The organism is Sphingomonas sp. R1, assembly GCF_025960285.1.
Classification (GTDB): Bacteria; Pseudomonadota; Alphaproteobacteria; order Sphingomonadales; family Sphingomonadaceae; genus Sphingomonas.
The window spans coordinates 1,131,887-1,146,119 of the sequence record NZ_CP110111.1; the positions used below are offsets into that span (position 1 = coordinate 1,131,887).

Genomic DNA, 14,233 nt, shown 5'->3' on the forward strand with positions numbered 1-14,233 from the left:
GCCCCGCCCTCCGGTCAGGTCAGGCTTGGCCTCAGGTCGTCGGCAGCGACGTGCACGAGCGGCTCGTCACCGACGTGTTGTCGAACCCGGCATAGCCCGAGTTGCAAGTCCAGCCGGCGTACCAGGTATCGGTGGTGTTGCGGACCGCGCCGATCCAGGTGGTCGTGTCGAAGAAGCCGGTCGAGTCGAGCGTCTTCGGGTCCGTGGCGGTGACGGCGGTTTCGGTCGCACCGTTCACGAACAGGCTGGCCAGCGTGTTGATGAAGCTGTCGCTGTTGTTGTTCGAACCCGCACCGAACGCCGTGGCCACCTGGGCGGCGGTGTAGCTGCCGGTGCCGAGATACTTGGTGGCGTTGCACTGCAGGACCACCGAGCGCGCCGTGAGCGTTGCAGGCGTGGTGCCCGAACCGTTCATGCGCAGGCACTCGTTGTTCGGAGAGATCACCAGGCCGTTGACCAGCGTCAGGTCGGCATTGCCGCGCAGCAGGATCGAAGCCTGGTCATTGGCTTCGTTGTCGGTGCTCAGCTGGGTCTGGATCGCGGTGAAGTTCGCGACCTTGGTGACCTGGCGCGGGGTGTCACCCTCGTTGCCGTTGCTGTCGACTTCCATCAGGGCGTCGCCCTTGCCGGCGCGCTGGATCAGCAGGACGTACTGGAACAGACCCTGCAGACCAGTGTCGATGTCGAGGCTGTCATCGTCGGCGCCAGTGGCGATGTAGTGCTTGAAGCGCACGGTGCCGCCGAAGAACTCCATGCCGTCGTCCGAGCTGTTGTGGCTCTGGATATAGTCGAGCGTGGTGCCGCTGCCGGTGCCTTCGGTGGTCAGCGCCTGCAGCTCGCGGTCCGCGCCGAGCACATAGCCCGAGTAACGGATCTGGACGTACTTCATCGTGCCGGCATTGTAGGCATCATCTGCGCCGCCGAACACGGCCGGATCGGCCGAGCCTTCGGTCGCGCGCTCGCAGGTGCCGGCCGCGGTGGTGCCGGTGTTGCAGTCGGTGATGCGGCCGCGGCCCAGCAGCACCACACCGCCCCACTGGCCGAACGACGCGTCGTTGTTGATGCCGAGCACGTTGTCACGGCTGGTGAACACGATCGGCGCGGTGGAGGTGCCGGTTGCGTTGATCTTGTTGCCGCGGTTGACGGCGAGCCACGAGGTGCCGGTGCCACCGAACAGGATCACGCCCGGCTGGATGGTGAGCGTCACGTTGGTATCGGCGGTCAGCTGGCTGCTGCCGTTGAGCGTGAAGCCGTTTGCGGTGGTGCAGCCGACGGTCGAGCTGGCGCGCGGCGCGGCCGTGGTCGGTGCCGAGAAGCCGCTATCGCAGCCGACGTCGACGCGGCCCTTGAGCTGATAGAGCAGGCCAGCGATCTTCGGCAGTTCAATGCTCTTCGAGATGATCGCGGGCAGCGTGCACACGCGCCAGGTGCCGGTCGGTCCCGTGATCGTACCATCGTCGGTCAGGCCCTTCGGATCGGCGATCGTCGGGCAGCCCGTGGCGGGGGTGACGAGCGTCGCGGTCGGGGTCGGCGTCGGGCTCGGGGCCGGGGTCGGCGCCGGGTTATTGATGATCACATTGCCACCGGTGCCCGGCGAAGCGATGTCGTTCGCGCCGTCGCACGCCGAAAGCGCGGCACCCGCGCAGCTCGTCATCAGGATAAGGGCAAGGCGTTTGAAGCTGGCCATAAAGTCTCCGTTTCGGCGGACGCCGATGTTCTTGCGCGAATGCGATTCTGTGCGGGATCGACTCGGCTGTTCCCCCGTCGGCCGCAGCCCGGCGCTAGGCGGCTGAAATGACGCCCCCATGCGACCTCGAAGAAACTTCGGAGACAGTTAGATGACAGTTGAGTGACGTCGCCCCAGCGTGGTACGAAAGCCACACTGTGCGCTAGAGGCCGGCAGTGAGCACCACGCCCAGGCAGACCGCAACTCCGGCAATCGCCTGACGTAGCGTCAACGCCTCACGGAAGAGGCGGTGGCCGGCGACCGCGGCGATCGGCATCTCCACCACGCCGAGCGAGCGCACCGCGGCGGCGGGCGCAAGATTAAGCGCGAAGAACCAGCCGGTGGAGGCGAGCGCTCCAAACAGCCCCGCGCCGAGCGAGCCGCGCCATCCCGCGATCACCGCGCGCAACGCTGCGGGATCGCGCCACAGCAGAAACGCTCCGAGCGCCGCCGTCTGTACCGCCTGGACCAGCGTGACGGTTGTCACCGCTGCAAAGAAGGGGTGTTGCGGCTCCAGCGCAAGGCCCGCATGGCGGAAGCCGTTGAGCGCGAGACCGAACAGCAATCCGGAAAGCGTGCCATATGCCACGCCGGGCACCAGGCGGCCCTCCCCGCCCACGTTGCGCGGCCAGACCAGCACCGCGAGCCCCACGGTGGTGACCGCAACGCCGATCCAGCCGATCGCGCTCAGCGTATCGCCGAACACCAGCAGCCCCGCCAGCGCCGCAAGCGGCACCGAGCTTTGCTGCAAGGCGGTCCCGACCGCGAAGCCGGCATGGTGCATCGCCTGCAGCAGCGCCGCTGTCGCCAGTACCTGCGCCAGCGCGCCGATCAGCGCCGGCCACCAGAAGGCCAGGCCGAACTGCGGGTGCAGATGGGCCGCGCCAGCGAAGGCAATTGCCACCAGCATCAGCGCGGTGGAAAAGGGCAGACCGAACAGGAAGCGCACCAGCGTCGCTCCCCAAGGTCCGCTAGAGGCCATCATGCCTCGCTGGAAGGCGTTGCGCGCCACCTGGAATGCGGCCGCAGCGACCGTCGCACCTGCCCACAACATCGAAAACCGCCTCCTCCGCTGCCCGGCGCGGGGATCGATTAAGCCGACGGTCGGGTGTGGCGATCGCCTACGCCGATGAGGGCTGACGGACAACGAAAAAGCCCGTCGAACCGGGGTCCGACGGGCTTCTCTATATGGTGGGCGCGGCTGGGATTGAACCAGCGACCCCTGCGGTGTGAACACAGTGCTCTACCACTGAGCTACGCGCCCATTGGCCGGCGGGTGAAACCCTGTGGCCGAAACGGGAAGCGGGCCTTTACGGCGCCGACGCGGGCCTGTCCAGCCCCGTTTCGCGCACGCCCCGCAATTTTTTTCGGTGCTTAGTTGACCGAATCCTTCAGCACCTTGCCCGGCTTGAACTTGGGCTGATTGGATGCCTTGATCGTCATCTCTTCGCCGGTGCGCGGGTTGCGGCCCGTCGAGGCCTTGCGCTTGCTGACCGAGAAGGTGCCGAAACCGACGAGACGGACCTCATCCCCCTTCTTGAGCGCGGCCGTGATCACGTCGAACACTGATTCGACGGCCTTCACGGCATCGCCCTTGGCGAGACCGGAGACGTCGGCGACCTGAGCGATCAGCTCTTGCTTGTTCATGCTGGTGCAAACCCCCTGAAACTGTGCGGGATACCGCGTTGAATGTGATGGATGGCCAAATGAGTCGCGGCGGCTTCGCTGGCGTGCGAGTCAGCACGGGCGAGCCGCCGGAGTCAAAGCCTTTCGGACGCGATTGCGTCAGAAAAGTTACGGAATGTCAATGATGCAGTGCATCTCCAATCGCCGGCACGCCGGCGGGTGGCTGGGTAGCGAGTTCATCGGCATCCGACCAGTCGATTGCGGTGAGCGGCTCGGTCAGCGCAAGCCGCAAAACCTCGTCGACGTGCGAAACCGGGACAATCTCCAGACCCTCGCGAATATTTGCAGGGATTTCGGCGAGATCCTTCTCATTCTCCTCCGGGATCAGCACCATTTTGATGCCGCCCCGCAGCGCCGCCAGCAGCTTCTCCTTCAGGCCGCCGATAGGCAGCACGCGGCCCCGCAGCGTCACCTCGCCGGTCATCGCCACGTCCTTGCGAACCGCGACGCCGGTGAGCGTTGAGACGATCGAGGTGACCAGGCCGATGCCCGCCGACGGCCCGTCCTTCGGCACCGCGCCCTCCGGCAGGTGGACGTGGATGTCCTTGCGCGCGAACAGGCTCGGCTTGATGCCATAGCTCGGACTGCGCGCGCGGACGAAGCTGAACGCGGCTTCCACCGATTCCTTCATCACGTCGCCCAGCTTGCCGGTCGTCTTGATAGCGCCCTTGCCGGGGACAGTGACGCTTTCGATGGTCAGCAACTCGCCGCCCACCTCGGTCCAGGCGAGGCCGGTGACCGCACCGATCTGGTGCTCCTCTTCGCCCACGCCGAAGCGGTATTTCCGCACGCCGGCAAAGTCCGCGAGATTCTCGGGGGTGATGGTGACCTGCGTCTCCTTGCCCTCGAGGATCTTGCGCAGGCTCTTGCGGGCGAGCTTGGCGATCTCGCGCTCCAGCGTACGCACGCCCGCCTCGCGGGTGTAGTAGCGAATCAGGTCGCGCAGCCCCTCGTTGGTGAGCAGGAACTCGCCCTCCTTAAGGCCATGCGCGTCGACCTGCTTGGCGACCAAGTGCCGCTCGGCGATCTCGACCTTCTCGTCCTCGGTATAGCCCTCGAGCCGGATGATCTCCATGCGGTCGAGCAAAGGCTGCGGCAGATTGAGCGAGTTTGCCGTGCACACGAACATCACGTCCGACAGATCGATGTCGATCTCCAGATAGTGGTCGTTGAACTTGCTGTTCTGCTCCGGGTCCAGCACCTCGAGCAGCGCCGACGCGGGATCGCCGCGGAAGTCCTGGCCGAGCTTGTCGATCTCGTCGAGCAGGAACAGCGGGTTCGAGGTGCCGGCCTTTTTCAGGTTCGACACAATCTTGCCCGGCAGCGAGCCGATATAGGTGCGGCGATGGCCGCGGATCTCGGCCTCGTCGCGCACGCCGCCCAGCGACTGGCGGATGAACTCGCGGCCGGTCGCCTTTGCGATGCTCTTGCCCAGCGAGGTCTTGCCGACGCCCGGCGGGCCGACGAGGCACAGGATCGGCCCCTTCAGCTTGTTGGTGCGCGCCTGGACCGCGAGATATTCGACGATCCGGTCCTTCACCTTCTCCAGGGCATAATGATCCTGGTCGAGCACGCCCTGCGCCTCGGCAATGTCCTTCTTCAGCTTGGACTTCTTGCCCCAGGGCAGGCCCAGCAGCACGTCGAGATAGTTGCGCACGACGGTGGCCTCGGCAGACATCGGCGCCATCGTCTTGAGCTTCTTCAACTCGCCCTGCGCCTTGGCGCGCGCTTCCTTGGAGAGCTTGAGCGTGGCGATCTTCTGGGTGAGTTCGGCGACCTCGTCGCCCTCGCCCTCTTCGCCCTCATTGCCCAACTCGCGCTGGATCGCCTTGAGCTGCTCGTTGAGGTAGTACTCGCGCTGCGTCTTCTCCATCTGGCGCTTGACGCGGCTGCGGATCTTCTTCTCGACCTGCAGCACGCCCAGCTCACCTTCCATGAAGGCGAAAACCATCTCGAGACGCTTCTGGGGGTCGTTTTCGACCAGCAAGGCCTGCTTGTCGGCGACCTTGACCGAGATGTTCGCGGCAACCGCGTCGGCCAAGCGCGACGGATCCTCCAGTTCGCCCAGCTGCACGGCGGTCTCGGCCGGCAGCTTGCGGTTGAGCTTTGCGTAATTCTCGAACTGCTCGACCACCGAGCGCATCAGCGCCTTCAGCTCGGGGCTGAGATCCTCCGGCTTGAGGTTTGAAACGGCGTCGTCGACGCCCTCCTGCGCGGCCTCGAGCGAGGTGTCGCCTTCTTCGACCGGCTCGACATGGGCGGTGAGATAGGCGCCGGTCTCCTCGATGGACAGGAGGTTGCCGCGCTCCTTGCCGGCGACCAGCACGCGCACGGTGCCGTCGGGCAGCTTGAGCAACTGCAGCACTTCGGCGGAAACGCCGGTATCGTAGAGATCCTCGCGGCCGGGATCGTCCTCGGCCGGATCGAGCTGCGCGACGAGGAAGATCTCCTTGTCGGCAGCCATCGCCGCTTCCAGCGCCGCAACCGACTTATCACGGCCGACAAACAGCGGCACGATCATGTGCGGGAAGACGACGATGTCGCGAAGCGGCAGGACGGGATAGGACTGCTTCATGAAAACTCCGGGTCCGCCCCAAGGAGGGGCATCATAGGCCCTATATATGGGGCCCGGAACGGGCGCATCAATCGGGTGGGGGTATTAACCCAGATTGCCGTGGAAAACGCCAGTCCCAGCCGACGCTTGGCCCCCTCGCTTCGCGGCCAACCCTCGCTATCATGCCGGCGTCGCGGCCGTCGATTCGGCGCTGCAACGGAACACAAAGCATGTTGGGGGTCGCTTTGAACATTTCGAGATTCGCGTACGCCATGGCTGCCATGGCGGCGATGACGGGCACTGCACAGGCACAGAAGCGCGGCGAGCCGGCCATCACGCCGACGACCCAGGCGTCGGGCGGCGTAATTGCACCCGAGCGCGCCGCGCTCCGCCTCGAACATGCCGATCTCGCGATCGAGGTGCTCCCCGCCAGCTTCACGCTGCAAGGCCGCGCCACGCTGACGCTGCGCACCAGCGCACCGCAAGCGGTGCTGCAGATCGATCTCGACAAGAACCTGCCGGTCAGCGCGATCCGCATCGACGGCAAGGCGATCAAGGCGAACCAATGGCGCAACCCCGACGGCCGGCTGTTCATCACCTTGCCCCGCCCACTCAAGGCCGGCGACAAGGTGATCGCCGAGATCAGCTATGGCGGAACGCCGCACGTCGCGGTGCGGGCACCCTGGGACGACGGCCTGGTCTGGGCCACGACGCCCGGCGAGAAGAGGCCCTGGGTCGCCACCACCGCCGAGGGCTATGGCTGCGACCTGTTCTGGCCGTGCCTAGACTTTCCGCAGGGCGAACCGGAGCTGGTCGATCTCCACATCACCGTACCCGCCGGTCTGAAGGCTCCTTCCAACGGGAAGCTGCTGCGCGTGCAGACGCTCGATGACGGGCGCACCATCTGGCACTGGCGCGCCAAGAGCCCCAATCCGTACGATGTCGCGCTCAACATCGCGCCTTATCAGGAGCTGAGCGCCGACTATAAGAGCCGCTTCGGCAACAGTTTTCCGCTGCAATACTGGTATTTGCCGGGCCGCGAGGAGAAGGCCAAAGGCCTGTTTGCCGAGTTCGCGCCGACGGTGGACTTTTACGAAAGCATGATCGGCCCCTTCCCCTGGGGCGACGAGAAGCTGGGCGTGGTCGAGACGCCACATCTCGGCATGGAGCACCAGACGATCAATGCGTACGGCAACAACTATCGCAAGACGCCGTCGGGATATGACGAGATCTTCCAGCATGAGCTCGGCCATGAATGGTTCGGCAATCAGCTGACCGCCGCCAACTGGGACGATTACTGGCTGCACGAAGGCTATACCCAGTACATGCAGCCGCTCTACGGCCAGTGGCGCGAAGGCGATGCTCGCTATGCCGCGATGATGGACCAGTTCCGCCTCGCGATCATGAACAAGGCACCGATCGTCTCGGGCAAGATCCGTACCGAGGAGGAGGTGTATGAGGACGAGAAGGGTGGCCCGGGCCAGGACATATACTACAAGGGCGCCTGGGTACTGCACACGCTGCGCTACCTGATCGGCGACGAGAAGTTCTTCGAGGCGACACGCCGGATCGTCTATGGCCGGCCCGATCCGAAGCCCGGCAACTTCAAGCCGCGCTTCGGTACCACCCCGGAATATATCGGAATCGTACGCGAGGTGGCCGGCGAGGATCTGCGTTGGTTCTTCGACGTCTATCTATATTCCGCCGGACTGCCGCAGTTGATCAGCACGCGCACCGGGAACCAGCTTATGCTGCGGTGGAAGACGCCGGGCGACCGTCCCTTCCCGCTGCCTGTCGACCTGGCGATCGATGGCGCGCTGCAACGGGTACCGATGCCCGGCGGTACCGCCACGCTCACCGTTCCCGCCGGCGCGCATGTCGTGCTCGATCCCAACGCCCATGTGCTGCGACAGTCGGATGCGGTCGACGCAGTCCAGCGCGCGGGCCGTGGCCGATGATCGCGCTCGTCGCCCCCACGCCGATCGGCAAGCCCGCGCTCGCCGTGCTGCTGATCGGCCTGCTGCTCTTCATCGCAGCACTTCTCTTCGTGCGCTTCCGGGTCGGCCGCCCGGAAACCGCGGTACAGACCGGCCGCCGTGGCGGCCTTGGCATGCTGCTGCAGGCGGGCGGTTTTTTGGCGACCGCCTTCGGACCGCTCCACACCACGCTGCCAACGGCGTCTGCCGCGGCCTGGGGCCAGGCGGTGATCGTCGGCGTGCTGATCGGGGCGTGCATCGGGATGTTCCTCTCGGCGGCAGTGGCGATGGGCCGGAACTGGAGCTTCGCGCCGCGCACCCGTCCCGATCACGACCTCGTGACCTGGGGACCCTTCGCTACCATCCGCCATCCGATCTATACCGGCCTGTTCGCGATGCTGCTGGCACTGGGGATCGCCTTCGGGCACGGCCGGGGCCTGATCCTCGGCTTCCCTCTTTTCGCTGCCGGCACCTGGATCCGCGTGCAGGAGGAGGAAGCGCTGCTCCGCCGCCACTTCGGTGCGGAATATGCGGTGTATGCCGCGCGCGTTAAACGGTTCGTGCCAAAGCTGTTCTGAACCGCGCCGGGCGCCCCGGCGTATCCCCTCGGCTTGCATCGGCGGCTAGGGTCTGCGAATCTCAGCGCCGGTACGACGCTGGAACCAGGATGCCTGGGTGAGGAAGATGAAGTTTTGCGGCCTGATGCTCGGCGCAATGCTTGCGATGACGGCATTGCCGGCACGCGCGCAGCAGGACCTGCGCGCGGACGGCGACTGGACCCATGCCGCGACGGGCATGGTGTTCCCCGAACGGCTAGGCAACGCGCTGCGCACCCGTATCCATTTGTTCGATGCCGAGGGGCTCGACGTCAGCGCCGGATATGCGCTGCGCCGCGGCGGCGATCTGGGACTGGTGACGCTTTACGTCTACCCCGCCCCGCCCGGCCGCGATTGTGCGGACAATTTCGCCGAGATCGAACGAAACGTCGAGACGAGCTACACCGACGTGAAACGGGTGGAGAGCGATCGCTGGCCCTCCCCCACCGGCCGCCTGCCCGCGACTGGCTTTCACGCCCGCTTCACCCTGAGCGGCACGCTGGAGGGCAAGGACCAGCCACTGACGTCGGAAAGTTATCTGTTCTGTCCGGCCGGAGGCCAATGGCTGGTTGCGGCACGGGCTAGTTGGGCGCGCGACAGCGATCTGCACCAGAGCTTCGTCGAGTTTCTGAAGGCGCTGCCCTGGCCTGCGCGGCTCGACACCCCTGCCGAATGATCACTTTGCCCGGCGGCACATCGACCAGAGCGGCGGCCCGTCCGGCACACGCCAGCTATCGGTGACGACGAAGCCGAAGTGCTGGTACAGTCCGAGATTGGCCTCCGTGGCCGTCTCCAGATAGATCGGCACCCCGCGCGGTGCGGCGGCGAGCCCGGCGATGATGGCGGCGCCGCCAAGCCCCCGCCCTTGCGCTGCCGGATCGCAGCCAGCGATGTGGAGATAGTGGAACGGCTCCGCCGGGAAATGCGCCTCGACCGCGGCGCTGGCACGCAATGCGCGGACTAGCGAACCGCCGAGTGCCTGCACCAGCGCCGGGGCACTCGCCAGCATCTCGCACCAGCCGACCCGAGCGCGTCCAGGCGGTCGCCAGAGCGTCACCGCCTCGCCGTCACCCGCCACCATGCCGTAGCCAGCCTTGAGATCGGACCCCAGCATCAACGCAAAGAGACGCGGCAACTGTCGCTGCCGCGTCTCTTTGTCCGAAAAGATATAGCCGAACACCGGGTCTTCGACGAACGCCCGCCCGAGCATCGCGGCGATGCCCGCGCGGTCTTCGGGAACGGCCGAGCGCGTCTCGATCGGCCGTTCCATCGGGATCAGGCGGCGCTGCCGGCCTTTTCCTTCTTGGCGTAGATGCGAACCGGCTCCTTACGACCCTCGACCACGTCCTTGTCGACCACGACCTCGTCGACGCCGTCCATGCTGGGCAGGTCGAACATCGTGTCCAGCAGGATACCCTCGAGGATCGAGCGGAGGCCGCGCGCGCCGGTCTTGCGCTCGATCGCCTTCTTCGAGACGGCGGTGAGCGCGTCGTCGGTGAAGCCGAGCTTGACCGCCTCCATGTCGAACAGCTTCTGATACTGCTTGACCAGGGCGTTCTTCGGCTCGGTCAGGATCTTGATCAGTGCCTCGACATCGAGATCCTCGAGCGTCGCGATCACCGGCAGACGCCCGACGAATTCGGGGATCAGCCCGAACTTGAGCAGATCTTCCGGCTCGGTCTGGCGGAGCAATTCGCCGGTGCGGCGCTCGTCGGGGGCTGCGACGTGCGCGCCGAAGCCGATCGACTTGCCCTGCAGACGATCACCGATGATCTTCTCGAGACCCGCGAAGGCGCCGCCGCAGATGAACAGGATGTTGGTCGTGTCCACCTGCAGGAATTCCTGCTGCGGATGCTTGCGGCCGCCCTGTGGCGGAACGGACGCGGTGGTGCCTTCCATCAGCTTAAGCAGCGCCTGCTGCACGCCTTCGCCCGACACATCGCGCGTGATCGACGGGTTCTCGGCCTTGCGGCTGATCTTGTCGATCTCGTCGATATACACGATGCCGCGCTGCGCCCGCTCGACATTATAGTCGGAGGCCTGGAGCAGCTTGAGGATGATGTTCTCCACGTCCTCGCCGACGTAGCCGGCTTCGGTGAGCGTGGTGGCGTCGGCCATGGTGAACGGCACGTCGAGGATGCGGGCAAGCGTCTGCGCGAGCAGGGTCTTGCCGCAGCCGGTGGGACCGACGAGCAGGATGTTCGACTTGGCTAGCTCGACATCGGCACCCTTGGCGCCGTGGTTCAGCCGCTTGTAGTGGTTGTGCACCGCTACCGACAGAACGCGCTTCGCCTTCTTCTGGCCGATGACGTAATCGTCAAGCACGTCGCAGATTTCCTGCGGCGTCGGGACGCCCCCGTCCTTCTTCGACACCAGCGAGGACTTGGTTTCCTCGCGAATGATGTCGTTGCACAGCTCGACGCACTCATCGCAGATGAACACGGTCGGGCCGGCGATGAGCTTGCGCACCTCGTGCTGGCTCTTGCCGCAGAAGGAGCAATAGAGCGTGCTCTTCGAGTCACCGCCGCTGAGCTTGGTCATTCAATCCATCCTTCGCGCCTCGGGCGCGCTACGCTCGCCTGCCATCCTACACGCAGGCGAAGTTCCGGCAATCCATAATCGCCCCGCCCGCCTGACGTTCCATGCACCGGGAATCGTCAGGCGGCCGGGAATAGGCATATAGTATTAATTACCCGCTGCCGCATCCTCGGTCGGCACCGGACGCTTCTCGTAGACCTGGTCGACGATGCCGAAGGCCTTAGCCTCCTCGGCTTCGAAGAACGAATCGCGGTCCATCGTCGTCTCGATCTTGTCGATCGGCTGGCCGGTATATTTGGCGTAGAGCGCGTTCATGCGCGCGCGGATCCGCAGGATTTCCTTGGCCTGGATCTCGATGTCCGACGCCATGCCCTGCGCACCGCCCGAGGGCTGATGCAGCATGATGCGGGCATTGGTCAGCGCCACACGCAGGCCCGGCTCACCCGAGGCCAGCAGGAACGACCCCATCGACGCCGCCTGGCCGATGCACACCGTGCCGACGCGCGGACGGATATACTGCATCGTGTCGTGGATCGCCATGCCCGCCGTGACGACGCCGCCCGGCGAGTTGATGTACATCCAGATGTCCTTCTTCGGATTTTCCGATTCGAGGAACAGCAGCTGGGCGGTGATCAGCGACGCCATGTGGTCTTCCACCTGGCCGGTGACGAAAACGATCCGCTCCCGCAGCAGGCGCGAATAGATGTCGAAGCTGCGCTCGCCGCGGCTCGACTGCTCGATGACGACGGGAACGAGTGCGCCGGTAACGGGATCGATGGTCATCTGACCAGAAAGCGGATGCATGTGGGATGATCTCGTGGTTGTTGTATTGCCCACGCCAACATCGGCGCTCCGGCAGCGCAGCGCAAGAGGGGCTTTGCCGGAGCCCGCCCGTCAGGCCAGTTGCAGGGCATCCGCGGCGCATTCGGCCCGGGCGATCAGCTCCCGCGTTTCCGGTGCGTCGGCAAAGGCTTGAAGCGCAGCCTCGAGCGGCGGCATCATGGTGCTGACGAGCGGCACCTGCGGCGGGCGCGCCGCGCGCCACCCCAGCGACGCCCCGGGCACGGGATCGACGAGCGCCGTCGGCAGCCCGCAAGCCCTAGCGATCTCGACCGCAAAGCCCGCCCAGCTCAGTTCCCCCTGATTGGCGAGGTGCAGCACGCCAACCATCTCGTCGATCAGCGCGTCGAGCACGGCGTTGCACAGGTCTGGCACGTAGCTGGGCGAGACGATCTGATCCTGTGCCGCTGCAACGCGCCGCCCCTCGGCCAGCGCCGCCACGCTGTGCACGGCGAAATTGTGCCGATCCCAGGGCGAGAAGAACGCCGCCGTTCGCGCGATCAGGTGCCGCCCCTCCAGCGCGCCGACCGCCGCTTCCATCGCGGCCTTGCTGCGGCCATAGGCGCTCAGCGGACGGGAGCTATCGGCTTCGACATAGCCGCGACCGAGCGCCCCGTCGAACACGAGGTCGCTCGAGAAGTTCACGGTGGCGATGCCACGCGCCGCCGCCGCCCTGGCGAGCGCAACAGCACCCGTGCAGTTGGCAGCGAAGCAGGCATCCGCCGCCGCCTCTGCTTCGTCCACCCGCACCCACCCTGCCGCGTTGAGGACCGCCCAAGGCTGATGCGTGTCGAGCGCCGCCGCGATCGAATCCTCGTCCGTCAGGTCCAGTGTCGCACGATCGGTACACACATAGGCGAGATCGCGCGCGGCGCAGGTGCGAGCGAGCGCCTGACCGAGCGTGCCGGTGGCGCCCGTGATCAGCAACGGCCGGCGCCCTCGTCGCGAGAGCAAGCGGTCCAGACCGGGCTCGGGGTGCGGGTGGCGGTGATGGGTTACGCGCAGGTCGCGCCGCCACCAGCCCTCGCCGTCCAGCACGGGATGCGTTGGATGCTCGCCGCGCGCCAGCGCCCTGAGCAGCGGCACCATCGCGGTTGACCGCGGCAGGCCGGCACGACCGTCGAACACGCCTGGCTCGTGGACGCCAGGCGCGGTGAGCAGCGTGTTCCAGCCCGACGCGCCGAACAGCGACCAGGCCGTTACTGCCTGCACCGCGATTCCCGCCCCACGCGCCGCCTCGGCATCGGCCCAGGCGTCGCGCATCCAGCGCATCTGCTCCTCGCGGGTGCAGCCATTGTGCACCTCGGTGATCGCGATGGGGATGCCAAAGCGCGCCCACGCCTCGGAAAGCGCGTTCGCCAGCCCTTTGGGTGCCGGATCCAGCACCCGCACCGCCTCTGTATCCACATAGGCGATGTGGCCGTTCCCGCCGCGCATCGCCGGCGGATAGGCCGCAACCCGCTCATCCAGGAAGCGGTCGCTGGTCAGATAGTGATTGATGCCGATCACGTCGGGAGGACATGGTGCACCGGCAAGCGCCTCGAGCTTCCCGCCCAGGCCGTGGCCGGTCAGCCGCGCCCATAGCGGGTGCCCCGGCACGACGCGACCGCACAGCAAGTCCCACCCCATCCAGCGACGGTCGTTGTCATGCGCCACCTGCACCTGCGTCGCCGGCGTGCCATAGGTCTTGCCGAGATCGTCGGTCTGGATCAGCCGGGCGCCCGGGACCGCGGCGCGGATCGCCGCCATCGCCTGCGCCACCCCTTCGATCTGATGGACCAGCGCCCGCCAGAAACTGCCCTCGTCGCGGGCATGCGGGTACCAGTGACCGTAGAGCGCGGCGAACCGGGCGGTGGTCAGCGGCTCGTTGACCGGCGTCCAATCGGTGATCCAAGGATAGCGCGCGGCGACCCGCTGTGCATAGTCGCCCAGCTTGGCGCCGAAATCGGGATCGAGCAGGTTGGTGCGCCGCGGGCCGCTGCCGTGATGGACCAGCCCCGCAATCGGCCGCACTCCGAGCGCGCGGAGCCGCGCCAGGCGATGGTCGCTCCAGGTCCAGTCGCAGAGCGCCGGATCGTCGGGACACACACGTTCCCAGAGCACGGGGAAGCGCACCGCGCGTACGCCAAGTGCGGCGATGCGATCGAGATCCTCATTCCTGTCGTGATGGCCCGTTTCTCGCACCTGGTCGCGGAAGCGATCGCCGACGCGATTGACGGTGCATTCTGCACCGCCCCAAAGTTCGAGTGGTTGCACGCTAGCGACCTCGACGGTTGCAAAAACAAAAGCCTACACCCCACATCTCGTAACCTAGATC

Annotated in this window: 11 protein-coding genes and 1 tRNA gene; 3 read left to right on the forward strand and 9 right to left on the reverse strand. The window is 66.2% G+C overall.

Translation table 11 applies throughout. The features are described from left to right. Positions 1–31: 31 nt before the first annotated feature. The 5 genes from OIM94_RS05475 to lon all read right to left on the reverse strand — a co-directional run bounded on the left by OIM94_RS05475 (position 32) and on the right by lon (position 5,987). Positions 32–1,687, reverse strand: coding sequence for a hypothetical protein (locus tag OIM94_RS05475; protein WP_264609085.1), 1,656 nt, complete (start codon positions 1,685–1,687; stop codon positions 32–34). 202 nt (positions 1,688–1,889) lie between these two features. After that, a complete protein-coding gene (locus tag OIM94_RS05480) occupies positions 1,890–2,780 on the reverse strand; it encodes a DMT family transporter (protein ID WP_264609086.1) in 891 nt (296 codons plus the stop codon). A 135-nt stretch (positions 2,781–2,915) separates the two neighbouring features. Beyond that, positions 2,916–2,990 (reverse strand) — tRNA-Val (locus tag OIM94_RS05485). A gap of 110 nt (positions 2,991–3,100) precedes the next feature. Continuing rightward, positions 3,101–3,373, reverse strand: a complete 273-nt coding sequence (locus OIM94_RS05490; protein WP_264609087.1) for an HU family DNA-binding protein — start codon at positions 3,371–3,373, stop codon at positions 3,101–3,103. Between the two features lie 157 nt (positions 3,374–3,530). After that, positions 3,531–5,987 carry an endopeptidase La gene (lon, locus tag OIM94_RS05495; protein ID WP_264609088.1) on the reverse strand — a complete coding sequence of 819 codons (2,457 nt, stop codon included), beginning with the start codon at positions 5,985–5,987 and terminating at the stop codon, positions 3,531–3,533. A 251-nt stretch (positions 5,988–6,238) separates the two neighbouring features. On the opposite strand from lon, the gene OIM94_RS05500 reads away from it, so the two are divergent. From OIM94_RS05500 to OIM94_RS05510, 3 genes are all read left to right on the forward strand, one after another. Continuing rightward, entirely contained in the window at positions 6,239–7,924 is a 1,686-nt protein-coding gene (locus tag OIM94_RS05500; RefSeq protein WP_264609089.1) for a M1 family metallopeptidase, read from the forward strand. Further along, on the forward strand, positions 7,921–8,520 hold the full coding sequence (locus OIM94_RS05505) for a methyltransferase family protein (protein WP_264609090.1): 600 nt from the start codon (positions 7,921–7,923) through the stop codon (positions 8,518–8,520). The genes OIM94_RS05500 and OIM94_RS05505 overlap by 4 nt, the downstream gene beginning before the upstream one ends. A gap of 97 nt (positions 8,521–8,617) precedes the next feature. Then, positions 8,618–9,214 (forward strand): hypothetical protein, encoded by a 597-nt coding sequence (locus OIM94_RS05510; protein WP_264609091.1) that lies wholly within the window; start codon positions 8,618–8,620, stop codon positions 9,212–9,214. On the opposite strand, the gene OIM94_RS05515 is transcribed toward OIM94_RS05510, so the two are convergent. From OIM94_RS05515 to OIM94_RS05530, 4 genes are all read right to left on the reverse strand, one after another. Further along, positions 9,215–9,808, reverse strand: a complete 594-nt coding sequence (locus OIM94_RS05515; protein ID WP_264609092.1) for a GNAT family N-acetyltransferase — start codon at positions 9,806–9,808, stop codon at positions 9,215–9,217. A gap of 5 nt (positions 9,809–9,813) precedes the next feature. Further along, a complete protein-coding gene (gene clpX / locus OIM94_RS05520; RefSeq protein WP_264609093.1) occupies positions 9,814–11,079 on the reverse strand; it encodes an ATP-dependent Clp protease ATP-binding subunit ClpX in 1,266 nt (421 codons plus the stop codon). A 144-nt stretch (positions 11,080–11,223) separates the two neighbouring features. Next, positions 11,224–11,859, reverse strand: a complete 636-nt coding sequence (locus OIM94_RS05525) for an ATP-dependent Clp protease proteolytic subunit (RefSeq protein WP_264609094.1) — start codon at positions 11,857–11,859, stop codon at positions 11,224–11,226. A gap of 111 nt (positions 11,860–11,970) precedes the next feature. Then, positions 11,971–14,172, reverse strand: a complete 2,202-nt coding sequence (locus OIM94_RS05530; protein WP_264609095.1) for a family 1 glycosylhydrolase — start codon at positions 14,170–14,172, stop codon at positions 11,971–11,973. Between the last annotated feature and the right edge of the window lie 61 nt (positions 14,173–14,233).

Bases quoted from the DNA above. Each gene is read 5' to 3' on its own strand.
- OIM94_RS05475 (WP_264609085.1), bottom strand. From the start codon at position 1,687: ATGGCCAGCTTCAAACGCCTTGCCCTTATCCTGATGACGAGCTGCGCG.
- OIM94_RS05480 (WP_264609086.1), bottom strand. From the start codon at position 2,780: ATGTTGTGGGCAGGTGCGACGGTCGCTGCGGCCGCATTCCAGGTGGCG.
- OIM94_RS05490 (WP_264609087.1), bottom strand. From the start codon at position 3,373: ATGAACAAGCAAGAGCTGATCGCTCAGGTCGCCGACGTCTCCGGTCTC.
- lon (WP_264609088.1), bottom strand. From the start codon at position 5,987: ATGAAGCAGTCCTATCCCGTCCTGCCGCTTCGCGACATCGTCGTCTTC.
- OIM94_RS05500 (WP_264609089.1), top strand. From the start codon at position 6,239: ATGGCTGCCATGGCGGCGATGACGGGCACTGCACAGGCACAGAAGCGC.
- OIM94_RS05505 (WP_264609090.1), top strand. From the start codon at position 7,921: ATGATCGCGCTCGTCGCCCCCACGCCGATCGGCAAGCCCGCGCTCGCC.
- OIM94_RS05515 (WP_264609092.1), bottom strand. From the start codon at position 9,808: ATGGAACGGCCGATCGAGACGCGCTCGGCCGTTCCCGAAGACCGCGCG.
- clpX (WP_264609093.1), bottom strand. From the start codon at position 11,079: ATGACCAAGCTCAGCGGCGGTGACTCGAAGAGCACGCTCTATTGCTCC.
- OIM94_RS05525 (WP_264609094.1), bottom strand. From the start codon at position 11,859: ATGACCATCGATCCCGTTACCGGCGCACTCGTTCCCGTCGTCATCGAG.